Origin of the sequence: Sphaerisporangium sp. NPDC051017 (genome assembly GCF_040683095.1) — a bacterium.
Lineage (GTDB): Bacteria > Actinomycetota > Actinomycetes > Streptosporangiales > Streptosporangiaceae > Sphaerisporangium.
Genome location: NZ_JBFBCI010000045.1, coordinates 50229 through 76504, shown reverse-complemented (window position 1 = coordinate 76504; position 26276 = coordinate 50229). Strand labels below are relative to the sequence as shown.

Sequence of the window (26276 nt, the reverse complement as noted above, 5' to 3'; positions counted from 1 at the left end):
AGGTTCTGCGGTCACGCTGAGTACTGTTTCAGCCGCTCTCCGGCGTTGCCCGGTGAATGCCTAAAACAGTCCAGTAGTTTAATTTCCCCTTAGTATCACGTTGCCGTTGACCGCTGGGGTGGCGGGTTTGGTCGTTGGGGTGGGTGTGGTGGGGGTGTCCACGGATCCTGGGGTGGCGGTATTCGTCTGGATATGCCCCAGGGGGACGCGGGCGACTGCGGGTGGGAGATGCGCCATGATGTCCGGCTACGCCGGGCGGCGGTGGTCCGGGCGCGGCTCGGGGAGCAGGAGGGTGCCGCTTCGGGGGTCGCCCCAGATCGAGAGCGGGTCCACGTACGGCGGAGCAGGGCGGTGAGTTCCGCGTCGCCGCGCTCGTTGAGTTCGTCGGACGCTGGGCGACGGCCCGGACGATCGACGGAATCAGCGGGTCGAGCGCGGGAATCGTCGTGGGATCGCCGATAACGTGCGTCCGGAAGGAACGCAGGCGAGGTCCGGCCTCGCGCAGCGGGCCCGAGGATCTTCGGATCCTCCACCGGCTATCTGGCCGTGATCTCGCCGCGCGGACGGGACGTTTGGAGTGTGAGATGTAACTGCCGCAGCGGCCGGGGTTTCGTTAGGGTTGATCCACTTGCGAGGGAGGACGGGGATGTCGCGGATCGAGCCCTTTGTGATGTCGGAGGACACCGCCCCGGTCACGGTTCGGCGCGGCAGGAGCCGCACCAAGCTGATCGTGCTGCTCACGACCCTGGTCGTGGTGATCGCGGTGGCCTCGGCGTACGCCATCTCGTCCCGGCCCGCCTTCCTTGACGCCGACACCACCCCTGTCGCCGCGGAGAAGGCCCTCGCCACGGTCGACGGCGTGGAGGTGCGCTACCTGCCGGAGTACATCGTCGGCCAGGGGAAGGCCGTGGCGGCGAAGGCCGGAGACCTGAAGGGCAAGGCGCTTCGCTGGCAGGACAAGGAGGGCAGCCGGACGGTGACGGTGTCCGTCTTCCACCCGCGCAAGGTGAACAACTCCCAGGACATCCTCGCGCTGAACATCATGAAGTCTCCCGTGGAGCCGCGGAAGGACGGGGATCCGATCGTCTCCCAGGACGGTACGGACATGCTGTGGCTGGCCAAGAAGGGGGTGCTCGTCCGGGTGACCGTCTCCGAGCTCGCGGCCGACGACCTGGAGCCCATCGCCAAGGGCGTCCAGGCTAAGTAAAGCCAAATAGGCGAATGGGGCGAAACAGGCGTTCGTGAGCCTTGCGGGTGGCCGGCCGGGCGGTCAGGGCCTCGGCCGTTCTCCCGATCCCGGACGTCAGACGGCGTTGAGAGCGCGTTCGGCGATGACACGGCCGTTCTTGTCGGCCGACTCGTGCCCGGTGCGCAGCGACTCCGCGGCGAGGGGCCGGAGCGGCGCCATGGACTCGTACACCTCGGCCAGGGTCAGCTCGACCTCGCTGACGTGCAGCTCCATGCCCATGACGTCGCCGAACATCCGCCGGTACCACGGCGTGGCGTGGTCCCAGCCGAAGCGGGGCGTCCCCTCGCCGTAGCCGCCGCCGCGCGTGATCACCAGCGCGGCGGGGCGTCCGGCCGCGAGCGGTTCGGTTCCCGGGGCGAAGCGGGGGTCGGTGAACAGCAGGTCCATCCAGGTCTTCACGTGCTGGGAGACGCCGTAGTTGTACAGGGGGACGGCCAGCAGGTAGGCGTCGGCCGCGGCCACCTCGTCGGCGATCTCGGCCGCGAGCGCGACCGCTCGGCGCTGGGCGTCGGTGCGGCGTTCCTCGGGGACCGCACCCGCTGAGACCGCGAGCGCCCAGGCGTCGGCCGGGACCGGGGTCTGGAAGAGGTCCCGGTGGATCACCTGGCCGTCGGGCTGGGCGCTCTGCCAGGCCGCCTGGGCGGTGTCGGCCACCTTCCGGCTGACGGACATGCCTTCGCGGATGCTGGCGTCAAGACGAAACAAGATCATCGCATTGCCTCTCTCGGTTTGCTCTGCGCAGCAGATGTTATTCAACGCAGAACGTATGTCAAGCAGACGAGTTGTGGGTAAGAATAGTTGGGTAGCCGATCAAGAGGTCGGGCGGGTACCGTGTACGAGTGGGCCCCTCGCCGAAATCGCCGTCCGTGCCGGAGCAGAGCGCCGCTTCGGCATCTCCGCGTCCCTCGGCCGACGCGCTGAAAGGCGATCTCGGCTGGGCGCTGGGCGTGCTGCTGCGTACGTACCGACGCGCCGCCGGAGAGGTCTTCAACGGCATTCCCGGAGGTCCCCGGGGTTACCAGGTGCTCGCGTCGGCCGTCCAGGAGCTCGCGGGCAATCAGGGCGTGATGGCCACCCAGCTCGGCATCGACCGCACGGTGCTCACCTACCTGCTGGACGACCTGGAGGCCGCCGGTCTGGTCCAGCGCCGGCCCGATCCGCTTGACCGGCGCAGCCGCCGCGTGGTCGCCACCGACCGCGGCCGGGCCCTCTGGGAGGAACGAAGCGCCGAGCTGTGCCGGGTCGAGGACCACGTCCTCTCTGGCCTCGGGGTCGACGTCGGCGCGTTCCGCGACCTGCTGGAGCGTGCCGCCGCGCACGCCGACCAACTGGACCCGACGCTCAACGCGTGCCAGGTCGTCGAGGAGATCGACGCGCAGGACGCCGCCGAACTGCGCCGCGTCGGTTCGTAACGCGCGTCCGAGGCCAGATCGGGACAGTTCAGGTGGTGTGGCGACAAGCTCCGGCGTCGCCGCGCACACTGGCCGCATGGTCACCCGAGCGCAGTACGAGCGCCTGGCCCGGCATCTGGAAAGGGCCGGAGACGATCGGATCGGGATGACCTTCGCGGAGGTCGCCGTGATCATCGGCAACGACCTGCCGCCCAGCGCGTTCACCCGGCGCGCCTGGCGGAGCAGCGACCCCGGCCACACGCAGGCGGTTTGGCTGGACGCCGGGTACGCCGCCCGGCCCGACTTCGGCGAGCGCCGGGTGACCTTCATCCGCACCCGGACGTGACGGGCGCCGGCCGCTCTAGCCGGTGTGGCAGTGGCGGCCGGTCGTGGTCCATGGCGGCCGGTCGTGGTGCGCGGCGTCCGTTCAGGTCGCGTCGAGCGTCCATGCGACCCGCTCGACGCCCGTGTCACGTGGGTTTCCCGCCGCCGACCCCCAGGGGACGGATCGGACAGGAATAGACATACCCCTCTGAAGGTTGCCTAGGGCAATGATATGTATTTGCCTAAGGCAACTAGATGGAGGCGGTCATGGCGTCAGAAGAGGGCTGCGGCGAACTGCTCGCCAGGCTGAGCGACATGGGCGCGGTGATCAAGGCGATCAAGCGTGACCTGCCGTTCACCGGCCCCCACGCCGGACTCGCGCTGCTCGCGACGCTGCATCGATGCGGCGAACAGCGCATCGGCGACCTCGCCGGCCTGTTCGAGGTCGACCTGTCCGTGATGAGCAGGCATGTCGCGGACCTCAGGGACCGCGGCTGGATCGAACGCGTCCCGAACCCCCACGACGGGCGCTCCTGGTACGTGCGGCTCACGCCGGACGGCACGCGCGTGGCCGAGGACAACCTCGCCCGCGTCCGCCGTCTGCTCGCCGAGACCCTGGAGGACTGGACCGACGACGAGGTCGCCGAACTCTCCGTCCTGATCGGCCGTCTTCGCTCAAGCTTCGACGCGCACCGGGCGCGTGCCACGCGGCTCCCCCGCACGGCCCAGACCCGCACGGCCCAGACCCGCACGGCCCAGACGGTGCCCCAGGCGGCAGTGCCCCAGATGGTGCCTCAGACAGTGAAAGGACATTGATGACAACCGCAGTACCGGCCGGGGTGCGGGAGGCGGCGCCCGAACCGGCCGCCCCCATGACGCACCGCGAGATCCTTGAAGCGCTGTCGGGCCTGCTGCTCGGCATGTTCGTGGCGATCCTGTCGTCGACCGTCGTCTCCAACGCCCTCCCGACGATCATCGCCGACCTGCACGCCGACGAGACCACCTACACCTGGGTCATCACCTCGACGCTGCTCGCCACGACGATCTCCACCCCCATCTGGGGCAAGCTCGCCGACCTGATGAGCAAGAAGATCCTGGTCCAGCTCGGCCTCGCCATCTTCGTGCTCGGCTCGGCCATCGCGGGCCTCTCGCAGAACCCGGGGATGCTCATCGGAGCCCGTGTCGTCCAGGGCCTCGGCGTGGGCGGCCTCACCGCGCTCGCCCAGGTCATCATGGCGGCGATCATCTCGCCGCGTGAGCGCGGCCGGTACTCCGGCTACCTCGGCGCGGTGTTCGCGCTCGCCACCATCGGCGGCCCGCTCATCGGCGGCGTCATCGTGGACACCTCCTGGCTCGGCTGGCGCTGGTGCTTCTACGTCGGCGTGCCGTTCGCCGTGATCGCGCTGCTCGTCCTGCAGAGGACCCTGCACGTCCCGACGCTCAAGCGCGAGGTCAAGATCGACTGGACGGGCGCGGTCCTCATCTCCGCGGCGGTGTCGCTGCTGCTGGTGTGGGTGTCGTTCGCGGGCAACAAGTACGACTGGCTGTCGTGGCAGACCGCCGCGATGGTCGGCGGCGCGGTCGTCCTCGGCCTGTTCTTCCTGCTGGCCGAGGCGCGGGCGAGCGAGCCCATCGTCCCGCTGCGGCTGTTCCGCAACAGCGCGATCAGCCTCGCCGTCGCGGCCAGCCTGTTCGTCGGCGTCGCGATGTTCGGCGCGACGACGTTCCTCAGCCAGTACTTCCAGCTCGCGCGCGGCGAGTCGCCGACCATGGCCGGCATCATGACCCTGCCGATGATCCTCGGTCTCGCCCTGTCGTCCACGGTCGCCGGGCAGATCATCACCCGCACGGGACGCTGGAAGATCTTCCTGGTCATCGGCGGCCTCTTCCTGACGGCCGGGTTCGGCCTGATGGGGACGCTGCGGTACGACACCGAGTACTGGATCGTCGCCGTCTACATGTTCTGCGTCGGCGTGGGCGTCGGAATGACCATGCAGAACCTCGTCCTGTCGGTGCAGAACCAGGTCAGGCCGGAGGAACTGGGCGCGGCCAGCTCGGTCGTGGCGTTCTTCCGCACGCTCGGCGGCGCGCTCGGCGTCTCGGCGCTCGGCGCCCTGCTCGGCAACCGGGTCGTCCACTACCTGGAGGGGGGCCTGGCCAAGCTCGGCGTCACGGCCATGCCGGGCGACGGCTCGGTTCCCGTCCTGTCGTCGCTGCCCGCCCCGGTCCGTACGGTGGTCGAGAGCGCGTACGGGCACGGAGCCGGCGACATCTTCCTGTACGCGGCGCCGTTCGCCCTGCTCGCCCTGATCAGCATGCTGTTCATCCGGGAGGTGCCGCTGCGCACGTCCAACGCCGAGCAGATCCGGGCCGCCGCCGACGAGTACGCCCCCGTCCGGAACGGTTCGACGCCCGGCCGTCACGCGCAGCGCGAAACCCAGGAGCTGGTCTCCGTGGGCGCCGAGCCCGCGGCGAACGGCCTCGCGGCGTCCCGCAACGGCAGCGCGCGGGAGGCGTACGCCGCGGCGGCGCGGGTGCGCGACGCGTACGCCGCGGCGGCGCGGGTGCGCGACGCGTTCGACGCGCCCACAGTGGGGGACGTGGGAGACACGGAGGGCGGCAGCGGGATCCGCGGGTTCGTCCGAGGCGCCGACGGCGGGCCGGTGGGCCACGCCACCCTCACGCTGATCGACGTGCGCGGGCACCAGCTCGGCCGCGCGGTCACGCGGCCGGATGGCGGCTACGACCTGTGGACGCCCGGCAGCGGCACCTACGTGCTCATCGCGTCCGCCGGCGATCACGATCCGCAGGTGGCGACGCTCGTCGTCGGCGACCAGCCGCTCGACTTCGACCTGGTGCTGGCCGGCTCCGGCCGCCTGCTCGGCACCGTCCGCACCCCCGGCGGCCTGCCCGTCGCCGAGGCGATGGTCGTCGTCACCGACGTGCGGGGCGAGGTCGTCTCGACGGGCACGACCGACGCGGCCGGCGCCTTCGGCTTCGCCGGGATCGTCGCCGGCGTCCACACCCTCACGGTCAGCGCGGCGGGGCACCGCCCGGCGGCCGTCCCGGTCGAGGTCGGCACCGGCCAGACCAGGCAGGACGTCGAGCTGCTCGCCGCCGCCCAGGTCAGGGGCACGGTCCGGGTGAAGGACGGCGGGCCGCTCGCCGACGCGCGGGTCACGCTGCTCGACGGCGCGGGGAACGTGGTCGGCTCCTCGACCACCGGCGCGGACGGCGAGTACGCGTTCGCCGACCTCACCGGCGGCCAGTACACCGTCATCGCCGGCGGGTACCCGCCCGTGGCGAGCACGCTCAACCTCTCCGGGCACGGCGACGAGGCGTACGACGTCGTGCTCGGCCACCCCGAATGACCGCGGGTCAGCATCGGCGGGCGAGCGAACGAGGGGACCCGATGTACACCACGAGAAACGCCTGGGACGCCGCTTCGCACCCCGCGGACGGCGCTCCCGCTCCGGGGCGCGGGCTGCGCGCCCTGGTGCGGACCAAGGACGGCTGGGCGGTGCAGCACGCGGTCGCCACGGTGACCGACATGTCCGGACGCCAGGTGGTCAGGGCCGAGGCGGACGCCGACGGCGCGGTCACGACGCCGCCGCTGAACCCCGGCGTCTACACCGTCGTGGTCACCGCGATCGGGTACGCCCCGGCCGCCTCCACGGCCATCGCGACCGCCTCGGGGGCCGCCGAGCTCGGCACGCTCGTGCTCGCGCGGCAGGGCGGCGTGGAACTCCCGCCGCCCGGCGTCTGGACGATCGACCCGGCGCACTCCAAGGTCTCCGCGACCGCCCAGCACCTGGGCCTGTCCAGCGTGCAGGGACGGTTCCACGAGTTCGCCGGGCGCATCCAGGTCGGCGCGAGCGCGGAGGAGTCCGCCGTGGTCGCCGAGATCGCCGCCGCGTCGATCGACACCGGCAACCGGACGCGCGACGACCACCTGCGCTCTGCGGACTTCCTGGACGTGGGCCCGTTCCCGGTGATCTCCTACCGGAGCACCGGGCTCACCCCGGCGGGCCAGGACCGGTGGACGGTGCACGGCCTGCTGACCATGGCCGGCATCACGCGTCCGGTCGACCTCGACCTGGGCTATCTCGGGACGAGCCCGGATCCGTGGGGCGGCCTGCGCGCGGCGTTCCGCGCCACCACCGACCTGCACCGCGAGGACTTCGCCATGAACTACAACCAGGTCGTGGCGGCGGGGATCACGCTCATCGGGGCCACGTTGAAGGTCGAACTGGACGTCCAGGCCGTCCAGGGGGAACGCCTGCCCGAGTCCTGATCGTTGGGCGTCGGGGCGTCCACGCGCGGGCGCTCCTGCCCGCGTGCCCGGAGACGGGCGGCGCCGGGCGTTCGATACTGGAAGACGAGAGAGGAGGCTTCACGATGACCGAGACCCAGGCGGCGCCGTCCGCGGAGGCGCCCGAGGGGATCCCGGGCGACGAGTACGAGGCGTTCCGTGCGGTCGAGCGTCAGCTGGGCGTCCTCTTCCGGCGCTCGCGCGCGCTGTCGGCCGAGATGGGCCGCGAGGTGCACCCCGAGTTGGAGCCCGGCGCGTACGGGATTCTGGTCCGCATCGACGAGGCCGCCCCGGCGCGGCCGAGCGACCTGGCCGCCTACTTCGGCGTCGGCAAGGGGACGATCAGCCGTCAGCTGAAGGTGCTGGACGAGCTCGGGCTGATCGGGCGCCAGCCGGACCCGCTCGACGGCCGCGCCCACCTGCTCGACCTGACACCGGAGGGCCGGGCGAGGCTCCTACGCGCCCGTACGGCCCGCCAGCGGCGTTTCCACGCACTGTTGGGCACCTGGCCGCAGGAGGACGTCCGGTTGCTGGCGTGCATGCTGGAGCGCTTCAACACCCTCGCCGAGAGCCCGGCCCTCACCGGCGGCCCGGAGGAGTCCGGCCGGGCCTGAATCTGGCCTGAACGGGCCTCCTCCCGCCGCTCACGTCGTGGGCAGGGCGATGCCGACGCCGTTCCCCGGGGCGTACACCGTGATGCCCGGGGGGAGGGGGGCCAGCCGTTGTGATGGTGGTGGCGCCCGTACGCTGGGACGCTTCAACGGTAAATTTCGTTGAACAATACGACAAGGGGTTTGAGGGATGAAATCGGCGGGATGTTCTTCGCGGTGGGGCTGACGTGCCCTTTCGCGCTGGAGGGTCGATTGGTGACCTGGGGATGCGTGTCGTTTCCCGAAACTGACGGTGCTTGGGAATACTCTGTCCGGCTATGGAGACGCGCTGGGTCGGGCCCGACGGCTACGAGATAACGGCCGCGACGCGCGACGGCCGTCAGGTGCTCCGTCTTCGCCGGTACGGAGAACTGGTCGCCGACTGCTTCTCGGTGGACGAGCTGCGCCGTTTCGTCGACCTCGCCGATCTGTGCGAAGTGGTCACCCTGCCCTTCGGGGAACGGTCGCCGACGAGGCGTCGCGAGGCCGTCCACTGACCCTCGCGGGCCGGGCGCCGGCACGGGTTCCGGGGCCCGGCGTGCGCGGCGCCGGACGGGTTCCCCGATGGGCGTTCTGATTCGCGTCGGTCGCGGGGTCCGTGTATGGTTACACCTGTCCGCAGCGCGACGCGGGAACGCGGAACGCGAGTGACAGGCCCCTTTAGCTCAGTCGGCAGAGCGTCTCCATGGTAAGGAGAAGGTCTACGGTTCGATTCCGTAAAGGGGCTCGACAGCGCAGACGCCCTCTCTCGGGTTTCCGGGGTGGGGCTTTTCGCTTGGGTGGGTTATCTGACCGTGCTCAATAGTCCGCCTGCCGAATAAAGGGGAAGTGTAGGCGTCCAGCGATCAGGCATACTGGGAGCACCTAGCCCAGATCGGGTACGTGAACACGTGTACGCGATCGTCGTACAGGTCGGGTATCCTTTCCAAGCCGGTCGCGTTCGTCGACCCTGAGGCGGAGTAGCTCAGTCAGGCAGAGCAAGCGGCTCATAATCGCTGTGTCGCCGGTTCAAGTCCGGCCTCCGCTACTACCCTGCCGGGTTTCCTGTGAAGGTCACCTGGTTCGGGTTGTCCATGTGTCCCAAACGTAGAAAGGCACTCCCACGTGGCTGCCACCGACGTTAGGCCGAAGATCACGCTGGCCTGCCAGGAGTGCAAGCACCGCAACTACATCACGCGGAAGAACCGGCGTAACGACCCGGACCGGCTTGAGCTGAAGAAGTACTGCCCCAACTGCAAGTGCCACCGTCCTCACCGCGAGACCCGCTAGGCACACGCCGTCTCGGTGCCTTGGGGCGCTGAGAGGGGCGCGGGCGGTCTTTTCGAGGTCCATCCGGTCCGCCGAGTTCCGAGGTGCGTGATCGCCGGTCGTACCGGCCGTCGCGGTCTTCCGTCGATCCGTCCGGGGGTGGGCACGGGTCGGTCGCGGATGCTGCTCTCTGTTCATGCGCTCGCCGGTCTTCGGCGCGCGGCGGAGACGATCTCGGAGGCATGGTGCGGCGTACGTCCGCCTGAGGCGGGTCGCCGAGTGGCTCGCCTGGCGCGATGGTCGGCATCGCCGTCGTAGGTGCGGTGCCAGGCATCGGCTGGGCTTTGTGTGCGTGACCGGCGTTCCATGACGGAACGCCGGTTTTCCGTATGCCCGGAAACCGATGGGTATTGTGCATTTGGTGGGCGTCCTGTGTGCGTTCGCCCTTGGTGAGCGGGATCGGCCGGAGGCTGGTCTCGGTGAGGGGCCGAGGCGGGCTCCCGCGATGTGATCACCGCGACAGGCCGGGCTCCGCCGGTTCGCGGAGGAAACGGGCTAGCGTTCTCCGTGTCCGGCGGAATGACGCGAGGCCGCGGGGGTGGGAACGTTCTTCCGCCCGACCACGGCCGAAGGTTGTTCTGTTACCGTCGGGCGCAACAGCTTCGCGTTCCGAAAGGGCACCCGCACGATGGCTTTGAACCGCGATTTCGTCGGGAGGACATACCCGGCGTCCACCTCTTACGAGGTGAGCCGCGTCAAGATCAAGGAGTTCGCGGCCGCCATCGGCGATCACAACCCGATCTACCGCGACCCCGAGGCCGCCCGCGCCGCCGGTCACCCCGACGTCGTCGCCCCGCCGACGTTCCCCATCGTGTTCACCCTCGCCGGCGCCGGGGAGGCGCTGGCCGACCCCGACCTGGGGCTCGACTTCGCCATGGTCGTCCACGGTGAGCAGCGGTTCGAGTACGTCCGCCCCATCCACGCCGGCGACGAGTTGCTCTGCGAGTCCACGATCTCCGAGATCCGCAGCCTTGGCCGCAACGAGCTGCTCACCGTCACGAGCCAGGTGACGACCGTCCAGGGCGAGCCGGTCTGCACCACCTACAACACGCTGATCGAGCGGGGAGGGGCGAAGTAGGCATGGGCGCCACCATCAAGTACGACGAGGTCGAGATCGGCCTGCAGATCCCGGCCGTCGGCTACCCCGTCCACCGCGTCAACCTGGTCATGTACGCCGGGGCGTCGGGCGACTTCAATCCGATCCACTGGAACGAGCGGTACGCCAAGGCCGTCGGCCTGCCCGACGTGATCGCGCACGGCATGTTCACCATGGCCCAGGCCGGGCGGTTCGTCACCGACTGGGCGGGCGATCCGGGCGCGCTGGTCGACTACGGCGTGCGGTTCTCGTCCATGGTCGTCGTCCCGGACAACGACGAGGGCGCCGTGATCACGGTCAGCGGCGTCGTCGAGGACAAGCTGGACGACAACCGGGTGGTCATCTCGCTGACGGCGAGGTCCGGCGACTCCCGGGTGCTGTCCAAGGCCCGCGCCACCGTACGCCTCGCCTGACCTGCCCTTTCGTACCTCTGCGCTCGGGCGGCCGGTAGGCCCGTGCCCCGGATGGGCGGGGAGTGGGGCGGTCCGGTCTAGGCTTGAGGGCCGGTGCGCGGTGTCCTCGCGCCCGCGGACGCTTCGGGGTGCTGGGAAGGGTGCATGGCTGACCGTGTGGGTGGTGTACGGCTCGCCCCGTACACCACGTTGAGGGTGGGCGGGGCGGCCCGCGCCTTCGTGGAGGCACGTTCCGGGGACGAGCTGGTCGCGCTGGTGGCCGAGGCCGACCGCGCCGGGGAGCCGGTGCTGCTGCTGGGCGGCGGCAGCAACCTGGTCGTGTCCGACGACGGGTTCGACGGGCTCGTGATCAAGGTCTCCTCGCGGGGGGTCGAGGTCCTGGACCGGGGGGACGGGGCGGTGGCGGTCGCCGTCGAGGCCGGGGAGGACTGGGACGCGCTGGTCGCGCGGACGGTCGCGGAGGGGTGGTCCGGGCTGGAGTGCCTGTCGGGCGTCCCGGGGTCGGTCGGGTCGACGCCGATCCAGAACGTCGGCGCGTACGGGCAGGACGTGTCGCAGACGATCACCGGGGTCCGCGTGTACGATCGTCGGGCGCGGGAGCTGCTCGATCTGGACGCCTCCCAGTGCGGCTTCGCGTACCGGCACAGCGCGTTCAAGGATGATCTCGCGCGTTATGTCGTGGTGTCGGTGACGTACGTGCTGGAGAAGTCGGATAAATCTGGGCCTGTTGCGTACAAGGAGCTGGCCGCGCGGCTCGGGGTGGAGCTCGGCGGCCGGGTCGCGCTCGACGAGGCCCGCTCGGCCGTCCTCGCGCTGCGGCGCGGCAAGGGCATGGTGCTGGACGCCGCCGACCCGGACACACGCAGCGCGGGCTCGTTCTTCACCAACCCGATCCTGAGCGCCGCCGAGGCCGCTGAGCTGGAGCTCCGCGCGCCCGGGTTCCCCCGCTGGGACGTTCCGGGAGGCGCCGTGAAGGTGCCGGCCGCGTGGCTGATCGAGCACGCCGGGTTCCTCAAGGGGTACGCGCGCGGCCCGGCGCGCATCTCGACCAAGCACACCCTCGCCCTGACCAACCCCGGTACGGCCACCGCGTCGGACATCCTGGCCCTGGCCCGCGAGGTGAAGGACGGCGTCGAAGCCAAGTTCGGCATAACCCTCGTCAACGAACCCGTCTTCATCGGCCTGACCCTCTGACCTTCCTCTACGCCCGGGCGGCTCGACGTACAGGGGCGCCGGCGTCGCCGCCGTCCCTTCTCGCCGTCGCGGCGCCGGAATTAACAGTCCACAGGGCGCGGGGTGTGGACGCCATCGCCGCACCGGGTGGGTGCAGACGGGGCTGGCCGGCCAGCCGGGGTGAGGGCAGGGCACCAGCGGAGGGCTCCAAGGGCGACGGGTACCGGCCGGGGATCTCAGAGGACGCTTCAAGGATGAGGGCGGTGCCAACGGGTGCGGGCCGTGGAGTGTCAGAGGACGGCTTCGAGGATCAGGGCCGCGCCGAAGAGGGCGAAGGCCGCGGCGGCGGCGTAGCGGATGACCTTCTCCGGCAGGTGCTTGCCGAGCATGCGGCCGACGACGATGGCCAGGGCGTCGGCGGCGACCATGCCGACCGTGGAGCCGATCCACGTGCCGAACCACCCGTGCTGGGTGGCCAGCGTGATCGTCGCGAGCATGGTCTTGTCGCCGAGTTCGCTGAGGAAGAAGGCCACGGTCACCGCGATCAGCGCGTTGCGGGTCGTGCGCTGCGCCTTCTGGGACTCCTCGGCGCTGAGCTCGTCCCCGCGCAGCGTCCACAGGGCGAAGCCGAAGAACGCGATGCCTGCCACGATGGCGATGGCGGTCTTCGGGAGTGCGTCGCCGATGAGCCCGCCGAGACCGACGCTGAACAGGTGGACCACCGCTGTGGCGATGGTGATGCCGGCGAGGACCAGCCATGGTTTGAATCGGGTGGCGAACGTCATGGCCATGAGCTGGCTCTTGTCGCCCAGTTCGGCCACGAAGATGACGCCGAGACTGATCCAGAACGCTTCCACGGGGGGTCGCCCTTCTAGGTCGCGCGACCGGGCCGGGAGCGTGCACCGCGGGAAGTCAGGCGTGCGACCTCGGCCCGGTGGCGTGCGTGCATTGCCACAGGGCCGAAGGTCTCGTCCGCCTCGTCGAAACGAGGCCCGCGCGACCGGGCTTGCGCCAGCGTGTCGATCACGCGATTGGGACTACTCCCCTTCGGTGTTTCCACCTCACCTTAACCGATTCCCGGCGGAAGGTCGTTCACCAAAGCGCCGCTCATGAGCGCGTCTCCGGCGTCCGTGCGCGCGATCCCCTGACCCGCAGGCGATTCACGTCAAGGTAAAGAAAGCCGGGGAGGAGGTCAGCTCAGGAGGGACAGGCGGTACGCGGCGGCGGCGGCCTCGCCGCGGGTGGAGACGCCGAGCTTGGCGAGGATGTTGGAGACGTGCACGCTCACCGTCTTGGCCGAGATGAACAGCTCGGCCGCGATGTCCCGGTTCGACCGCCCGGCCGCGACCAACCGCAGCACCTCGGTCTGCCGGCGGGTGAGGTCGGTGGCGGCGTGGGACGCGTCGCCGGGCTGGGCGGGGACGGATTCGGACGAGGACGAGAACGTCGTCCCGACGCGGCGGCCCAGGGCCTCGATCTCGGTCACCATCGGCCGCGCGCCGAGCGCGGACGCGATCGTGTGCGCCTCGGCCAGCCGCGCGGACGCCGTGTCGCGGTCACCGGCCTCGGCCGCGGCGGCCGCGATGTCCGTCAGCGCCCTCGCCCGGGGGTACGGACGGCCGAGGCGCCGCCAGGCGGCCTCCGCGGCCTCGAAGTCGCCGCGGAACGACAGCCGGAACGCCTCGGTCACCGGCCCGTGGGAGTCCAGGGTCGCGGCGAGCGCCATCGCCGCCGCCCGCACCTCCTGGGCCGCCTCGGGGGAGATCACGGCGGCGGCCTCGCAGACACGCCGGCTCAGCGCCAGGATGCGCCAGCCCAGCATCGGCTTGCTGGAGTGCTGCGTCCCGCCGGACTCCGACAGCAACGACGAGGTGACCTTGAGGGCCTGGAGCGGGTCTCCGCGCAGCAGGTGCAGCTCGATGAGCAGCCGCGCGTCGGTCATCCACTCCTGGGCGAACTCGGCGGGCTCGCCCTGCATGGCCCCGATCTCGGCGAGGACGCGTTCGAGCAGGTCGGTCTCGCCGCGGGCCGCCGCGATGTCGGCGCGGGCGCGGATCAGATGGCCGCGGGTGCGCGGGATCGGGTCCATCGCGAGGGCCTGCTCGATGACCTCGACGGCCTCGTCCCAGCGCCCGAGCGAGTCCAGCGCCTCGGCGTGGTTGTTGGCGATGAACGCCCCGTTCACCCGGAACCGGCCGTACTGCCGGGCCACCGTCTCGCCTTCGAGGGCGAGCTCGACGGCCTGCTCGGAGCGGCCGAGGTTGTCCAGGGTGTCGACGTTGTTGGCCAGGGCGCGCAGCACGATGCGCGCCGTCCGCAGCCCCCGGCCGATCTCGGCGGCGCGCTCGTTGGTGCGGTAGGCGGCCTCGAGGTCGCCGGTGAGGGACTGGCCGAGCGCTAGGTTGGTGAGCAGCTCGGCCTCCAGGCACTGGTCGCCGATGTCGCGGGCGAGGGCCAGCGCCTCGTTGGTGAGCGCGGAGCCCTCCTCGGTCTGGTTGACGAACATCAGGAACGACCCGAGCTTGGTGAGGACGTGAGCGCGCGTGTACCCGGGCCAGGGGACCAGCCGCTCGGCGTAGCGCAGGTCCTCCAGGCCGCCGCGCCTGCCCTTGTCGCTCTTGAGCTGGGAGCGGCGGACGAGCAGGTGGGCGACGCGCTCGGGTTCGAGGGTCTCGTCCAGCTCGGCGAGCGCGCCCTTCACGAACTTCAGCCCGCGGTCGGTCTCGCCGCTGATGACCGCGGCCTCCGAGGCCATCTCCAGGATCGTGGTCTGGTCGACGTTGATGCGCTCGGCGGCGTCGGGCACCCGGTCCCACAGCGCGAGAACGCGTTCCAGCAGCTGTATCTGCTCGGTGTAGGCGAACGCGTTGGCGGCCTTCCCGGACGCCTCCCAGGCGGAGATGAGCGCCCACAGGTGGTCACGGGCCGAGTACCAGTGGTGGGCGATCTCGATCGAGGCGCGCCCGGGCGGCACGAGCCTGCGGTCGCGGTCGATCTCCTCGGCGAACCGCGCGTGGATGCGGTTGTGCTCGCCGGGCAGCATCTCTTCGTGCACGGCCTCGCGGATCAGCGCGTGCCGGAAGACGTACGTGCCGCCGTCGGCGACCTGGATGACGTTGCGGGCGATGGCGGGCCGCAGGGCGTTCTCGAGGTCGACGTCGGACAGGTCGGTGACCGCGCTCAGGAGCCGGTGGCCGACGCGGTTGCCCCCGGCGGCGGCGACGCGCAGCACGCGCTGGGTCTCCTCGGGCAGCCGTTCGACCGAGCCGATGATGAGGTCGTGGAGCGACTCGGGGACGTTGCGGTCGTGCTCGCGCTCCATCAGCGCCTCGACGAACAGCGGGATGCCCTCGCTGCGCTGGTAGACCTGCTCCACCAGCGCGAACTCCGGGGTGTCGCCGAGGATGCCGGCGATCTGCGCGGCGACCTCGGGCTTGCTGAGCCGGGGCAGGTCGAGCCTGACCACGCCGTCGACCCTGCCCAGCTCGGCGAGCACGGGACGGAGGGGATGCTGGCGGTGCAGCTCGTCGGACCGGTAGGTGAGGATCATCAGGACGGGCGAGGTCCTGAGGTTGCGGCTCAGGAAGGCGATCAGGTCGCGGCTGGACCGGTCGGCCCAGTGGATGTCCTCGATGACGAGGATGATCGAGCGTCGCTCGGCGAGGCGGATCAGCAGGGTCAGGAACTGCTCGAAGAGGCGCGCGCGGCCGGTCTCGGTCTCGCGGTCGCCGCTGGGCTCGCCGAACTCGGGCAGGAGCCTTGCGAGGTCGCGCGCCGCGCCGTCGGGGAGCAGGGCCGCGATCTCGGCGGCGCCGATCTCTTTGACGAGTTGGCGCAGGGCCGCGGTGAAGGGGGCGTAGGCCAGCCCTTCCCTGGACAGCTCGACGCAGCCGCCGAGGAGGACGTGCGCGTCGGCGCAGGCCGCCTCGTCGGCGAAGCGCGTGACCAGGCGCGTCTTCCCGCCGCCCGCCTCACCGCCGAGAAGGACGGCGGAGGCGGCCTCCTTGCGGGCCTGCTCGAAGGCCTCGGACAGTGTGCGTAGTTCGTCCTCGCGTCCCACGAAGACGGGACTCACCATCCGGCCCAGCATGTCGGCAAGCATGTCATGACCCATGTGATGTTCCGCACCTGGTTTTCACGTTGTGATCTGTGGACGGGTAATGGCGGTGACCCGGCCGGATCCCCGGTCACCGCCCCCGTCACTTCCCCCGCGCCGTTCGCCGGTCACGGGGGTTGTGCTGCCCGGCCGGGAGGGAGGCTCCGGCCGGGCTTCGTGGTGCATCGTTTCCCGCGCCTTCCGGTGCGGGATGTTCCGGTGGTCGCCCGTGAGGCCGTGCCCTTGTGACGGCCGGCCCTGTTGTGACCGGTACGGGCGTCGTGCCGAGGGTTCACGAGGTGCGGAGCTTGCCGAAGGCCGCGCGCACGCGCTTGGGGGAGCCGCTCTCGCGGGACTTCCTGCCGGCGGCGGCCTCGCGGGCCCGGCGGTGGTCGTGGGCCTCGCGCTGGAGCTCGGCCACTCGGTCGACGATGAGCTGGTAGTGAAGCTCGGGAGCCATGGGGGTTCTCCTTGGGATGTCCCTTTTTCTGACACCTTTAGCCTCCGGCTAAGGCCCCCCTCGCCACATCGGACGGATGCCTTATCTCAGGCGTCGTCTTGGTCCTAGGTCCTTGCTCCTAGGGTCCTAGGACCGCCTAGGCATGCCCGGGGAGGCCTTAGACGGGCTTGCGGCCCGGGTGCGGGCGACATTTGCTGAAATGTCGCCCGTCGTCTCGGCTGTGGCCCGGTTTGGAACAATCAGGCCGGTCGGCGATGCTGGGGAGGTGTCAACACTGACGACTCCGCTCGCCGAGGTCGCGGCGACGAACGCGACCCTGAGGGCATTCCTGCACGGCCTGCCCGGCGTCGATCGCGTGGGCGCCGACCAGCGGGCGGCCATGCTGGGAACCCGCTCGATCAAGACCACCGCCAAGGCCCAGGCCATCGACCTAGCCATATCGATGGTCGACCTCACCACCCTCGAAGGCGCGGACACTCCAGGCAAGGTGCGCGCGATGTGCGCCAAGGCCGTCCGCCCCGATCCCGGTGACCCCTCCGTGCCCAAGGTCGCCGCCGTCTGCGTCTACCCCGACCTGGTCGCGACGGCCGTCGAGGCGCTCGGGCGGTCCGGCGTGCGGGTGGCCAGCGTGGCGACGGGCTTCCCGAGCGGCCGCACCTCGCTGGAGGTCAAGGTACGCGACACCGAGCTCGCCGTGGCGGCCGGCGCGCACGAGATCGACATGGTGATCGACCGCGGCGCGTTCCTGTCCGGCGACTACCGCAAGGTCTTCGACGAGATCGCCGCGGTGCGGTCCGCCTGCGCCCGCGACGGCGGCGAGGACGCCCACCTGAAGGTCATCCTGGAGACCGGCGAGCTCGCGACCTACGACAACGTGCGCCGCGCGTCCTGGCTGGCCATGCTGGCGGGCGCCGACTTCATCAAGACCTCGACCGGCAAGGTCGCCCCCGCCGCGACGCTCCCGGTCACGCTGGTGATGCTGGAGGCCGTGCGCGACTTCCGCGCCCAGACCGGCCGCATGATCGGCGTCAAGCCCGCGGGCGGCATCCGCACCACCAAGGACGCGATCAAGTACCTCGTCCTGGTCAACGAGACGACCGGGCCCGACTGGCTGACCCCCGAGTGGTTCCGCCTGGGCGCCTCCAGCGTGCTCAACGACCTGCTGATGCAGCGCCAGAAGCTGACCACCGGCCGCTACGCCGGCCCCGACTACTTCACCCTCGACTGAGGCGGCCTGACATGTTCGAATACGCACCGGCGCCCGAGTCGCGCGACGTCGTCGACATCCGGCCGTCCTACGGGCTCTTCATCAACGGCGAATGGGCCGACTCGCTCGGCGACGCGCGCGAGAAGACCATCAACCCGGCGAGCGAAGAGGTGCTCGCCGAGTTCGCCGTCGCGAGCGAGGCGGACGTCGACCGCGCCGTCGCGGCCGCGCGCAAGGCGTACGACGCGGTGTGGGGGCAGATGCCCGGCCGCGAGCGCGCCAAGTACCTGTTCAGGATCGCCCGCATCATCCAGGAGCGCGCCCGCGAACTGGCCGTGCTGGAGTCGCTGGACAACGGCAAGCCGATCCGCGAGTCGCGCGACGTCGACCTGCCGCTGGTCGCCGCGCACTTCTTCTACTACGCCGGCTGGGCCGACAAGCTGGGGTACGCGGGCCTCGGCGCCGACCCCCGGCCGCTCGGCGTGGCCGCGCAGGTCATCCCGTGGAACTTCCCGCTGCTCATGCTCGCGTGGAAGATCGCGCCCGCGCTGGCCTGCGGCAACACCGTCGTGCTCAAGCCCGCCGAGACGACGCCGCTGACCGCGCTGGCGTTCGCCGAGATCTGCCGCCAGGCGGACCTGCCGCCGGGCGTGGTCAACATCGTCACCGGCGCGGGCGAGACCGGCCAGGCCCTGGTCGACCACCCGGACGTGAACAAGGTCGCGTTCACCGGCTCCACCGAGGTCGGGCGGCTGATCGCCCGCTCGGTCGCCGGGTCGGGCAAGAAGCTCACGCTGGAGCTGGGCGGTAAGGCCGCGAACATCGTGTTCGACGACGCCGCCATCGACCAGGCCGTCGAGGGCATCGTGAACGGCATCTTCTTCAACCAGGGCCACGTCTGCTGCGCCGGCTCGCGGCTGCTGGTCCAGGAGTCGATCGAGGGCGAGCTGCTGGACGCTCTCAAGCGGCGCCTGTCCACGCTGCGCATGGGCGACCCGCTGGACAAGAACACCGACATCGGCGCGATCAACTCCTCGGCCCAGCTCGCGAAGATCAGGGAGCTGAGCGAGGCGGGTGAGAGCGAGGGCGCCGAGCGCTGGTCCGCGTCCTGCCCGATCCCCGACAAGGGGTTCTGGTTCCCGCCCACGCTGTTCACCGGCGTGGCGCAGTCGCACAGGATCGCCAGGGAGGAGATCTTCGGCCCGGTGCTGTCGGTTCTGACGTTCCGCACGCCGGCCGAGGCCGTCGAGAAGGCCAACAACAGCCCCTATGGCCTGTCCGCCGGGGTGTGGACGGAGAAGGGCTCGCGCATCCTCTGGATGGCGGACAAGCTGCGCGCCGGCGTGGTCTGGGCGAACACCTTCAACAAGTTCGACCCGACGTCGCCGTTCGGCGGTTACAAGGAGTCCGGATACGGCCGCGAGGGCGGCAGGCACGGATTGGAGGCGTATCTCGATGTCCGACCCATGTGAGCACCGCAGGAGGCCCCGCCGGTCCCGCCGCGCGCAGGCCACGAAGGGACGCGCCTACGCCCGTGCGGGCCGCACGACCACGACCGTCCGTCAGGGATGGTTCGCCCACCGCTGCGGGGTGAGCCGCTGCCGCCAGGTGTTCGTGCCCGCACGGCTCTCGCCGGAAGAGATGACCTGGAGAGGCGATGACTGAGCCGGGCAGGCTGGCCGTTCGCAAGACGTACAAGCTGTACATCGGCGGGGCGTTCCCGCGGTCGGAGAGCGGAAGGTCCTACGTCGTGACCTCCTCCAAGGGCGAGTTCCTGGCCAACGCCTCGCGGGCCTCGCGCAAGGACGCCCGCGACGCGGTGTCGGCCGCGCGCAAGGCGTTCCCGGGCTGGTCCGGGGCGACCGCCTACAACCGGGGGCAGATCCTCTACCGCGTCGCCGAGATGCTGGAGGGGCGCCGGGCCCAGTTCGCCGCCGAGCTGGTCGACGCCGACGGCGTGTCGGCGCGCAAGGCCGGCGAGCTGGTCGACGCCGCCGTGGACCGCCTGGTCTGGTACGCGGGCTGGTCGGACAAGATCGGCGCGCTGCGCGGCGCGGCCAACCCGGTCGCGGGGCCGTACTTCAACCTCTCGACGCCGGAGCCGACGGGCGTGGTGGCCGTGGTGGCGCCGCCCACGGGGCCCCTGCTCGGCCTGATCTCGGTCATCGCGCCGGTGATCGTGACGGGCAACACCTGCGTGGTCGTGGCCTCCGAGCGAGCGCCGCTGCCGGCGATCACGCTGGGCGAGGTGCTGGCGACGTCCGACCTGCCGGGCGGGGTGGTCAACCTGCTCACGGGCCGGGTGGCCGAGCTGGCGCCCTGGCTGGCCTCGCACATGGACGTGAACGCGATCGACCTGACCGGCTGTCCGGAGGAGCTCGCGGTGGCCTGCGAGCGGGACGCCGCGGAGAACCTCAAGCGCGTGCTGCGTCCCGCCACCGGGAAGGTCGACTGGCTCGCCGACCCGGGCGTGGAGCGCATGACGGCCTTCCTGGAGACCAAGACCGTCTGGCACCCGATCGGGGTCTGACCGTTCCATCCATGAAAGGGCGCCGGCCACGTGTCGGCGCCCTTTTTCGCGCTCGGGGTCCTGCTCGCCGGTCTCGGCGAGGCGTTCCTGGCCGGCGTGGCGTTCGGCGCGCTGCCGGGGAATTTCGCCGGACTGGTCGCTGTTCCGTCCGGCATCGTGCTGACGATCGGGGTGGTCGTGTCGGGGCCGCTGCGGGCCATCGGCTTCGCCGGAGTGGGCCTCGGGGCGCTCCTGTTCATCCCGGTCGGCCTGCCCGCCAGTGGGGGGCCGCTTGGTGCCCGCTTTGTCCTGGAATGGTATGCCTGGGTCGCAGGTTTCTCTTTGTGGGACCGGGGGCGGAAGCGGTGCGGAACGTCGTCTACTTCGGTGGCGCCGCGCTCGCCGTGCCGCTCGCGGTCCTCGCCGGCTGGGCCCTGCTCGGCCTCGTCCTTGCTCGTCCTTCTGGCCCGGCGGCCCTCTGCCGAGCCAGAAGCCCCTCGCCACCCGGTGACCGCTTCCGGAATCTGAGGGCTACTCCCCAAAAGCGGTGAACCAACTGTTCGCTGCACGCCCGGACGTTTCGGGAAACCGGAAAGATCGGGCCGGGCAACTGTCGGGATCCGGCACTCGCTCGGCCCGCCCACGGACGTCATGATCCTCACAAGGAGGCGATGGTGGGAACGATGGCCGCAGAGAGGGCCAGTGAGATGGGCGACGCCGAGGCGCCCGCGGGCCGACCACCCCGGCCGCGGACCCGGCTGGTAGGGCGGTTGTTCATGATCGCCTGTGTGGCGGTCGTGGTGGTGACGTTCCGCGACCGGCTGCCGGACCCCGGCGAGATATGGGCGCTGATGACGGGCGCCCACCCCGGCTGGCTCATCGTCGCCGTCACGCTGGAGACGTCGTCCATGCGCGCGTACGCCCGGCTGATCCGGCACCTGCTCGCGGCGGGCGGCGCCCGGCTCACGCTCCCGCGCGCCGTGGCCGTGACCTACGCGCGCACCGCGGTGTCGAACTCCCTGCCCGGCGGCCAGGTGCTCAGCGTCGCGTACACCACCCGGCAACTGCGCGTGCTCGGCGCGACGACCCCGCTCATCGCCGCCACGCTCGTGCTGCTCGCGGTGTTCTCCACGATGACCTTCCTCGCGCTCGGCGTGGTCGCCCTGCTGGCCGAGCCCGCGACGCGCGCCCCCGCCGCGTGGATCCTGGCGGCGCTGGCCCTGACCGTCGCCCTGACGGTCAGGTTCCGCCCGCGCGGCCTCGTCCGGTGGCTCGCCGGGCGCGGCGGGCGCATGGGCGCCATGGTGCGGGGAGTGTGCGACGCGCGCGCGGCGATCTCGCTCACGCGGCGCGACGCGTTCGTCCTGCCCGGCCTGGCGCTGCTCAACTGGCTGCTCGACGTCGGCTGCCTGGTGGCCGTGTGCCTGGCCACCGGCGTCTCCGTCGGCCCGAACACGGTGCTGCTCGGCTACGTCGCAGCCAAGGCCGCCGGCGTGATGGCGCTCGTCCCCGGCGGCCTCGGCGTCACCGAGATCGGCATGGCCGCGACCTTCGTGGGAGCGGGAATGACGGGCGCCGCCGCCGCGGCCGTGGTGGCGATCTACCGGCTGATCTCGTACTGGGGCGTGCTGATCGCGGGATGGGGCGCCTGGCTGGTGCTGAACTTCATCGCGACTGGAGCGCGTCCAGAGCGACGGCCATCGCGATGATCAGCCGCCGGTCGAGCCGAGGGTCGTGGATCTCGACCACGTAGCGGTCGCGCAGGCCCCACACGCGGTCCACCGAGAACGCGATCTGGGCGCCCACCCCGAAGTCGAAGTGATACGGCAGCCACGACAGCAACTCGGTGCGGCGCAGCAGGCTCACCAGCAGTCTGCGTTCCCGTCCGGTGGAGGTCGGCATGCCCGGCTGCTGGAAGTGCCACGTCGAGCGGAGCAGCGACTTGGCGAAGTCCTTCTTGAAGAAGCCGATCGGCTGCCCGTTGTGGTCGACGACGTCGTAGCCGCTGGCGAGGTCGATGACCTTGCGGGCCTTGAACCCGGCGAGCACGTACTCGCGGGAGTCGTCGGTGTAGAGCGTGACCTGCTCCTTGAGCGCCATCCGCTTCTGCTCGGCGAAGGCGACCATCGGGCCCTCCGACCCGTCGGGCTGCTCAAGATGGACCGCATAGCGGTTCACCATCATGGTGATCTTCTGGCGCACCAGCAGCCGGCGCTGTGATTGTAAGGTCGCGAAGTCCACGTCGCTCTCCATGGTCGGGGGATTGCCACTGTAAGGGGTCTGCACAGGGGCACGGCGTCATGGCCCGCACCCCGGAACGACCCTGACCTCCCTCCGGGACGACCCTGATTTCCCCCGAACGACTGACGTCCCCGGAACGGGGCATGGATCTCCTTCGTTGGACGGGCTGGAAGAAGATCCGGGGGAGGAGACGAATGCATCGGTCACGAGAACACAGGATCATCGCGGGAGTCTGCGGCGGCCTCGCCGAGAGCTGGGGATGGCGCCCCTCGATGGTGCGCCTGCTGTTCGTGCTCTCCTGCATTCTGCCGGGGCCGCAGTTCCTCATCTACCTGCTCTTGTGGGTGTTGATCCCGAAGGCGCCGCCCCGCGCCGGGCGCTGGTAGCCCGCCCATGACCGGGGCGCCGCGCGGCGACGGCGCCCGAATCATCCATTCATAGGACGTACGCTCGGACTGTGAGCGAACGAATCGTACGCGCGCGGCCGCTGGCCCTGATCGAGGACGACCTGGTCGACTACGAGAAGGCCATGGAGAGCATGGCCGAGCTGGTCGCCGCGCGCCAGCAGGACGAGCGGCCGGACACGTTGTGGCTGCTCAGCCACCCTCAGGTGTTCACCGTCGGGAGGCGCACGCTCCCCGAGCACCTGCCCGACCCCGAGCGGGGCATCCCCGTCGTCGCGACCGGCCGCGGCGGCCAGCTCACCTACCACGGCCCCGGCCAGCTCGTCGGCTACCTGATCGTCAAGCTGCGGCCGGACGAGGGCGTCGTCGACTACGTCCGCGAGGTCGAGCTGCGGCTCGTCGAGGCCCTCGGCGAGCTGGGCCTGGCCGCGGAGCGGCGCGACACGCCCCCGGGGTCGGAGCTGCTCACCGGCGTCTGGACGCGCGACACCGGCCGGAAGATCGCCTCGATCGGCATGCGCGCCGGGCGGGGCGTCACCAGCCACGGCTTCGCCCTCAACGTGGACGGCGACCTGGACCCGTGGCACTACGCCGTGCCGTGCGGCATGCCGGAGGTCGAGATGACGTCCCTGGTCAACGAGGTCGCCTCCGCCCCGGACGCCGAGCGCGTCCGCCGCGTGGTGGCCGGGGCCTTCGAGGCGTCCTCCATCTGACGAACCCTCATCGGCTCGCGCCGCGCGGGCGCGAGCCGATGAGGCACAGGCTCAGCCGACCGGTTCGGCCTTTCCCGCGGGCAGTTCCTCGATGTTGCGGCGCGGGCCGCTGAACCAGTGGCGGGCCGAGACGAACCACCAGACGGCGATGGCGAGGATCACCGCCCCGACGGCGATCGGCGCGTAGTTGACGGCGGTCCAGGCGAAGTCGTCCGCGCCCGGCACCCCGGCGGGGCTGATCGGCAGGACGAAGTAGATCGAGATGACGATGATCTCGATCACCGCGATCCAGCCGAACGCCTTGTACTTGCTCCCGAGCGTCCACGGCCCCGGCTGGAACGCCGCGCCCATGCGCAGCCGCAGCCAGATCGGGATGAGGAACGCCAGGTAGAGCCCGATGACGGCGATCGACACGACGGCGAGGAACGCCACCGGCGTCGTGGAGCCCTCCGGCGCGTACAGGGCGGGGATCGTGATGAGCAGCGCCACGACGCAGCCGGCGATGATCGCGTTGACGGGCGTCCTGTTCTTGTCGACGCGTGACCACAGCCGCCAGCCGGGGATGGCGCCGTCGCGGGAGAACGCGTAGGTCATGCGGGACATCGAGGTCACGCAGCTCATGCCGCAGAAGAACTGCCCGATGGTCGAGATGAGGAAGACCACCTTCACCAGGTTCGCCGGCAGCGACGACTCGAAGATCGCGCCGACGAAGCCGCCCGCCTTGTTGACCGCGTCCACGTCGGTGGCGGCGAACAGGAAGGACAGCAGCAGCACCCAGCCGCCGATGGCCGAGTAGAAGATCGACTTCCACAGGCCCTTGGCGGCGCTCATGGCGGCGCCGTGCGTCTCCTCCGACACGTGCGCGCAGGCGTCGAAGCCGGTGATCGTGTACTGGGTGAGCAGGAAGCCGAGCGGCAGCACGTACAGCCAGAACGCCGGGCCGGAGGTGCCGTCGCCGAAGCCCGAGTTGTTGAACCGCTCGAACAGGAAGCCCACGCTCTGGTGTTCGGAGGGGCCGAAGACCAGGATCAGGATCACCACGGCCGCGCCGGCGACGTGCCACCACACCGAGATGTTCTGCAGGATCGAGATCAGGCGGTGGCTGTAGATGTTGATCAGCGCGTGCAGCACCAGGATGACCGCGAACAGCAGGAACGTCTGCTTGAGCGCGTCGCCGCTCGCCCAGCCCTCGTCGAACAGGCCGATCGTGATGTTCAGGAACGTCGCGCAGCCGTAGTCCACGGACGCGGTGACGGCGATCAGCCCGATCAGGTTCAGCCAGCCGGTGAACCACCCGTGGACGGGCCGGCCCAGCTTGGCGGCCCACCAGTAGATGCCGCCCGCCGTCGGGTAGGCCGAGACGAGCTCGGACATGCAGAAGCCGATGATCAGGATGAACGCCGAGATCACCGGCCAGCCGACGGAGATGGCGAGCGGCCCGCCGTTGTTCCACGCCTGGGCGAAGGTGGTGAAGCACCCGGCCAGGATCGAGATGATCGAAAAGGAGATCGCGAAGTTGGAGAAGCCGCTCCACGTCCGCGCCAGCTCCTGCTTGTAGCCGAGCTGGGCCAGGCGTTCGGCGTCGTCGTCGAGGTGGGACTGCTGGGCCATCGGGCCTCCTTGCGTGCGCGGTGGTGCCGTGGGGGGTGCGCGTCGGGCTGAGTGGAGATGACGGTCGGGAAGAGCGGCGCTCTACCCGGGGCGGTCGGTCGGACGGGGAGGCGACGGCGGGCGGGGACGGGACGGGGGCCGTCGTCCCCGGGCGCCGTCGATGAGCGGGCCGAACCCGGGATCGTCCAGGTCGCGCACGGCCTGGGCGAACTTGTCGGCGGCTTCGGCGTCGTAGTCGAGGTCGGCCGCGGCGGCGTGTTCGGCGAGCAGGCCGTGGTGGACGCTGAACCACAGGGTCCAGGTGAAGTTGGACATGATCAGAAAAAGCTGAACTCTTGCCGCGGGATCCTCGTCTCCGAAGTACGCATTCGTCAACCTTTTGACCATTTCTTGGTCGTAGTCCGCCTCCGCCGCGATGTCGCCCAGCTCGAACGCCGGGTCGTAGTTGCCGGAGAGCTGGTAGTCGACGATGCGGACCGCGGTGCCGTCGAAGATGAAGTTCTCCGGCAGCAGGTCGTTGTGGCAGGGGACGTCCGGCGAGCGGCGCGCCTCCAGGGCCGCCTCGATCTCGGCCACCACCGGAAGCCGGTCCTCGAAGCCCTGCGGGATCTTCAGCCCGTGCGTGTGGCACAGGCCGAGCAGCTCCTCCAGCTTGCGGAAGATCGAGAAGTCGGTGGCGAAGCGCGGGCCCGCGTGCAGGCGGCGGCAGGCCTCCGCGATGCGCCCGGCCATGGCCGGGTCCCGTACGGCCGCCGCGTCCAGGGTGACGCCGTCGATGTACTCCAGCAGCACCGCGCCGGGCAGCCGCAGCAGCACCTTCGCGCCGACGCCGGTGCTCGCCGCGGACACCGTGTTGGCGATCTCCAGGTCGAGGGGGATGCCGAGCCCTACGGCGGACACGCGCGGGTCCAGGACGCGCAGCAGCCAGCGGTCGCCCTCGGCGGTCTCGACCAGGACGATCCTGTGGCTCAGGCCGCCCTTGATCTGGGTATGGGTGACCGGGCGGCCGGCCCAGGCCGTGACGAGTTCGAGTGCCGAGGTGAGGACATCTGGCACGCGAGCCTCCTTTGGTCTACCTTCAGACCATTGATCCGATTCTCCGGGCTGGTTGTTACACGG

At 70.6% G+C, this 26276-nt stretch carries 26 protein-coding genes and 2 tRNA genes; 21 read left to right on the top strand and 7 right to left on the bottom strand.

What is annotated here, in order from left to right; genetic code table 11:
* Positions 1-646: 646 nt before the first annotated feature.
* Positions 647-1207: a hypothetical protein gene (locus AB0M95_RS29215; RefSeq protein ID WP_363771194.1), complete on the top strand. Its 561-nt coding sequence runs from the start codon at positions 647-649 to the stop codon at positions 1205-1207.
* Positions 1208-1303: 96 nt separating this feature from the next.
* On the opposite strand, the gene AB0M95_RS29210 is transcribed toward AB0M95_RS29215, so the two are convergent.
* Complete coding sequence (locus tag AB0M95_RS29210) at positions 1304-1960, bottom strand: NAD(P)H-dependent oxidoreductase (protein ID WP_363771191.1); 657 nt, start codon at positions 1958-1960, stop codon at positions 1304-1306.
* A gap of 128 nt (positions 1961-2088) precedes the next feature.
* Here AB0M95_RS29210 and AB0M95_RS29205 point away from each other — a divergent pair, with 128 nt between their 5' ends.
* From AB0M95_RS29205 to AB0M95_RS29145, 13 genes are all read left to right on the top strand, one after another.
* A complete protein-coding gene (locus AB0M95_RS29205) occupies positions 2089-2661 on the top strand; it encodes a MarR family transcriptional regulator (RefSeq protein ID WP_363771188.1) in 573 nt (190 codons plus the stop codon).
* Positions 2662-2737: 76 nt separating this feature from the next.
* On the top strand, positions 2738-2986 hold the full coding sequence (locus AB0M95_RS29200; protein WP_363771185.1) for a hypothetical protein: 249 nt from the start codon (positions 2738-2740) through the stop codon (positions 2984-2986).
* Between the two features lie 245 nt (positions 2987-3231).
* Complete coding sequence (locus tag AB0M95_RS29195; RefSeq protein WP_363771182.1) at positions 3232-3780, top strand: MarR family winged helix-turn-helix transcriptional regulator; 549 nt, start codon at positions 3232-3234, stop codon at positions 3778-3780.
* Entirely contained in the window at positions 3780-6335 is a 2556-nt protein-coding gene (locus AB0M95_RS29190; protein ID WP_363771179.1) for an MFS transporter, read from the top strand. The genes AB0M95_RS29195 and AB0M95_RS29190 overlap by 1 nt, the downstream gene beginning before the upstream one ends.
* A gap of 41 nt (positions 6336-6376) precedes the next feature.
* Positions 6377-7258 (top strand): YceI family protein, encoded by an 882-nt coding sequence (locus AB0M95_RS29185; protein ID WP_363771176.1) that lies wholly within the window; start codon positions 6377-6379, stop codon positions 7256-7258.
* A 104-nt stretch (positions 7259-7362) separates the two neighbouring features.
* Positions 7363-7890, top strand: coding sequence for a MarR family winged helix-turn-helix transcriptional regulator (locus AB0M95_RS29180; RefSeq protein WP_363771173.1), 528 nt, complete (start codon positions 7363-7365; stop codon positions 7888-7890).
* A gap of 314 nt (positions 7891-8204) precedes the next feature.
* Positions 8205-8423, top strand: a complete 219-nt coding sequence (locus tag AB0M95_RS29175; RefSeq protein ID WP_363771170.1) for a transposase — start codon at positions 8205-8207, stop codon at positions 8421-8423.
* A 157-nt stretch (positions 8424-8580) separates the two neighbouring features.
* Positions 8581-8653: transfer RNA gene (locus AB0M95_RS29170), tRNA-Thr, on the top strand.
* A 226-nt stretch (positions 8654-8879) separates the two neighbouring features.
* Positions 8880-8953: transfer RNA gene (locus AB0M95_RS29165), tRNA-Met, on the top strand.
* A 77-nt stretch (positions 8954-9030) separates the two neighbouring features.
* A complete protein-coding gene (rpmG, locus tag AB0M95_RS29160) occupies positions 9031-9195 on the top strand; it encodes a 50S ribosomal protein L33 (RefSeq protein ID WP_114028158.1) in 165 nt (54 codons plus the stop codon).
* Positions 9196-9862: 667 nt separating this feature from the next.
* The gene (locus tag AB0M95_RS29155; RefSeq protein ID WP_363771167.1) at positions 9863-10312 is read left to right on the top strand and encodes a MaoC family dehydratase N-terminal domain-containing protein; all 450 of its coding nucleotides are present in this window, start codon (positions 9863-9865) and stop codon (positions 10310-10312) included.
* A gap of 2 nt (positions 10313-10314) precedes the next feature.
* On the top strand, positions 10315-10743 hold the full coding sequence (locus AB0M95_RS29150; protein ID WP_358516829.1) for a MaoC family dehydratase: 429 nt from the start codon (positions 10315-10317) through the stop codon (positions 10741-10743).
* Positions 10744-10887: 144 nt separating this feature from the next.
* The gene (locus tag AB0M95_RS29145; protein WP_363771164.1) at positions 10888-11937 is read left to right on the top strand and encodes a UDP-N-acetylmuramate dehydrogenase; all 1050 of its coding nucleotides are present in this window, start codon (positions 10888-10890) and stop codon (positions 11935-11937) included.
* A gap of 269 nt (positions 11938-12206) precedes the next feature.
* Here the strand turns inward: AB0M95_RS29145 and AB0M95_RS29140 are convergent, their stop codons facing one another.
* From AB0M95_RS29140 to AB0M95_RS29130, 3 genes are all read right to left on the bottom strand, one after another.
* Positions 12207-12773, bottom strand: coding sequence for a TMEM165/GDT1 family protein (locus tag AB0M95_RS29140; protein ID WP_363771161.1), 567 nt, complete (start codon positions 12771-12773; stop codon positions 12207-12209).
* Between the two features lie 335 nt (positions 12774-13108).
* Positions 13109-16030 carry an AAA family ATPase gene (locus tag AB0M95_RS29135; RefSeq protein WP_363771158.1) on the bottom strand — a complete coding sequence of 974 codons (2922 nt, stop codon included), beginning with the start codon at positions 16028-16030 and terminating at the stop codon, positions 13109-13111.
* Between the two features lie 274 nt (positions 16031-16304).
* Positions 16305-16472 (bottom strand): hypothetical protein, encoded by a 168-nt coding sequence (locus AB0M95_RS29130; RefSeq protein WP_358516821.1) that lies wholly within the window; start codon positions 16470-16472, stop codon positions 16305-16307.
* A 274-nt stretch (positions 16473-16746) separates the two neighbouring features.
* On the opposite strand from AB0M95_RS29130, the gene deoC reads away from it, so the two are divergent.
* From deoC to AB0M95_RS29105, 5 genes are all read left to right on the top strand, one after another.
* A complete protein-coding gene (deoC, locus tag AB0M95_RS29125) occupies positions 16747-17700 on the top strand; it encodes a deoxyribose-phosphate aldolase (protein ID WP_358517306.1) in 954 nt (317 codons plus the stop codon).
* Positions 17701-17711: 11 nt separating this feature from the next.
* Entirely contained in the window at positions 17712-19151 is a 1440-nt protein-coding gene (locus AB0M95_RS29120) for an aldehyde dehydrogenase family protein (protein WP_363771155.1), read from the top strand.
* Positions 19152-19336: 185 nt separating this feature from the next.
* A complete protein-coding gene (locus AB0M95_RS29115) occupies positions 19337-20209 on the top strand; it encodes an aldehyde dehydrogenase family protein (RefSeq protein WP_363771152.1) in 873 nt (290 codons plus the stop codon).
* A 30-nt stretch (positions 20210-20239) separates the two neighbouring features.
* On the top strand, positions 20240-20716 hold the full coding sequence (locus AB0M95_RS29110; RefSeq protein WP_363771150.1) for a hypothetical protein: 477 nt from the start codon (positions 20240-20242) through the stop codon (positions 20714-20716).
* 155 nt (positions 20717-20871) lie between these two features.
* Positions 20872-21897 (top strand): YbhN family protein, encoded by a 1026-nt coding sequence (locus tag AB0M95_RS29105; RefSeq protein ID WP_363771147.1) that lies wholly within the window; start codon positions 20872-20874, stop codon positions 21895-21897.
* On the opposite strand, the gene AB0M95_RS29100 is transcribed toward AB0M95_RS29105, so the two are convergent.
* A complete protein-coding gene (locus tag AB0M95_RS29100; protein ID WP_363771144.1) occupies positions 21854-22429 on the bottom strand; it encodes a hypothetical protein in 576 nt (191 codons plus the stop codon). The two genes, AB0M95_RS29105 and AB0M95_RS29100, sit on opposite strands and share 44 nt — an antisense overlap.
* Positions 22430-22623: 194 nt before the next feature.
* On the opposite strand from AB0M95_RS29100, the gene AB0M95_RS29095 reads away from it, so the two are divergent.
* Positions 22624-22815, top strand: coding sequence for a PspC domain-containing protein (locus AB0M95_RS29095; RefSeq protein WP_363771141.1), 192 nt, complete (start codon positions 22624-22626; stop codon positions 22813-22815).
* Positions 22816-22886: 71 nt separating this feature from the next.
* On the top strand, positions 22887-23546 hold the full coding sequence (lipB, locus tag AB0M95_RS29090; RefSeq protein ID WP_363771138.1) for a lipoyl(octanoyl) transferase LipB: 660 nt from the start codon (positions 22887-22889) through the stop codon (positions 23544-23546).
* A gap of 51 nt (positions 23547-23597) precedes the next feature.
* On the opposite strand, the gene AB0M95_RS29085 is transcribed toward lipB, so the two are convergent.
* Positions 23598-25157 carry an amino acid permease gene (locus tag AB0M95_RS29085; RefSeq protein ID WP_363771135.1) on the bottom strand — a complete coding sequence of 520 codons (1560 nt, stop codon included), beginning with the start codon at positions 25155-25157 and terminating at the stop codon, positions 23598-23600.
* Between the two features lie 81 nt (positions 25158-25238).
* Positions 25239-26213 carry a phosphotransferase gene (locus AB0M95_RS29080; RefSeq protein ID WP_363771132.1) on the bottom strand — a complete coding sequence of 325 codons (975 nt, stop codon included), beginning with the start codon at positions 26211-26213 and terminating at the stop codon, positions 25239-25241.
* Positions 26214-26276: the final 63 nt, after the last annotated feature.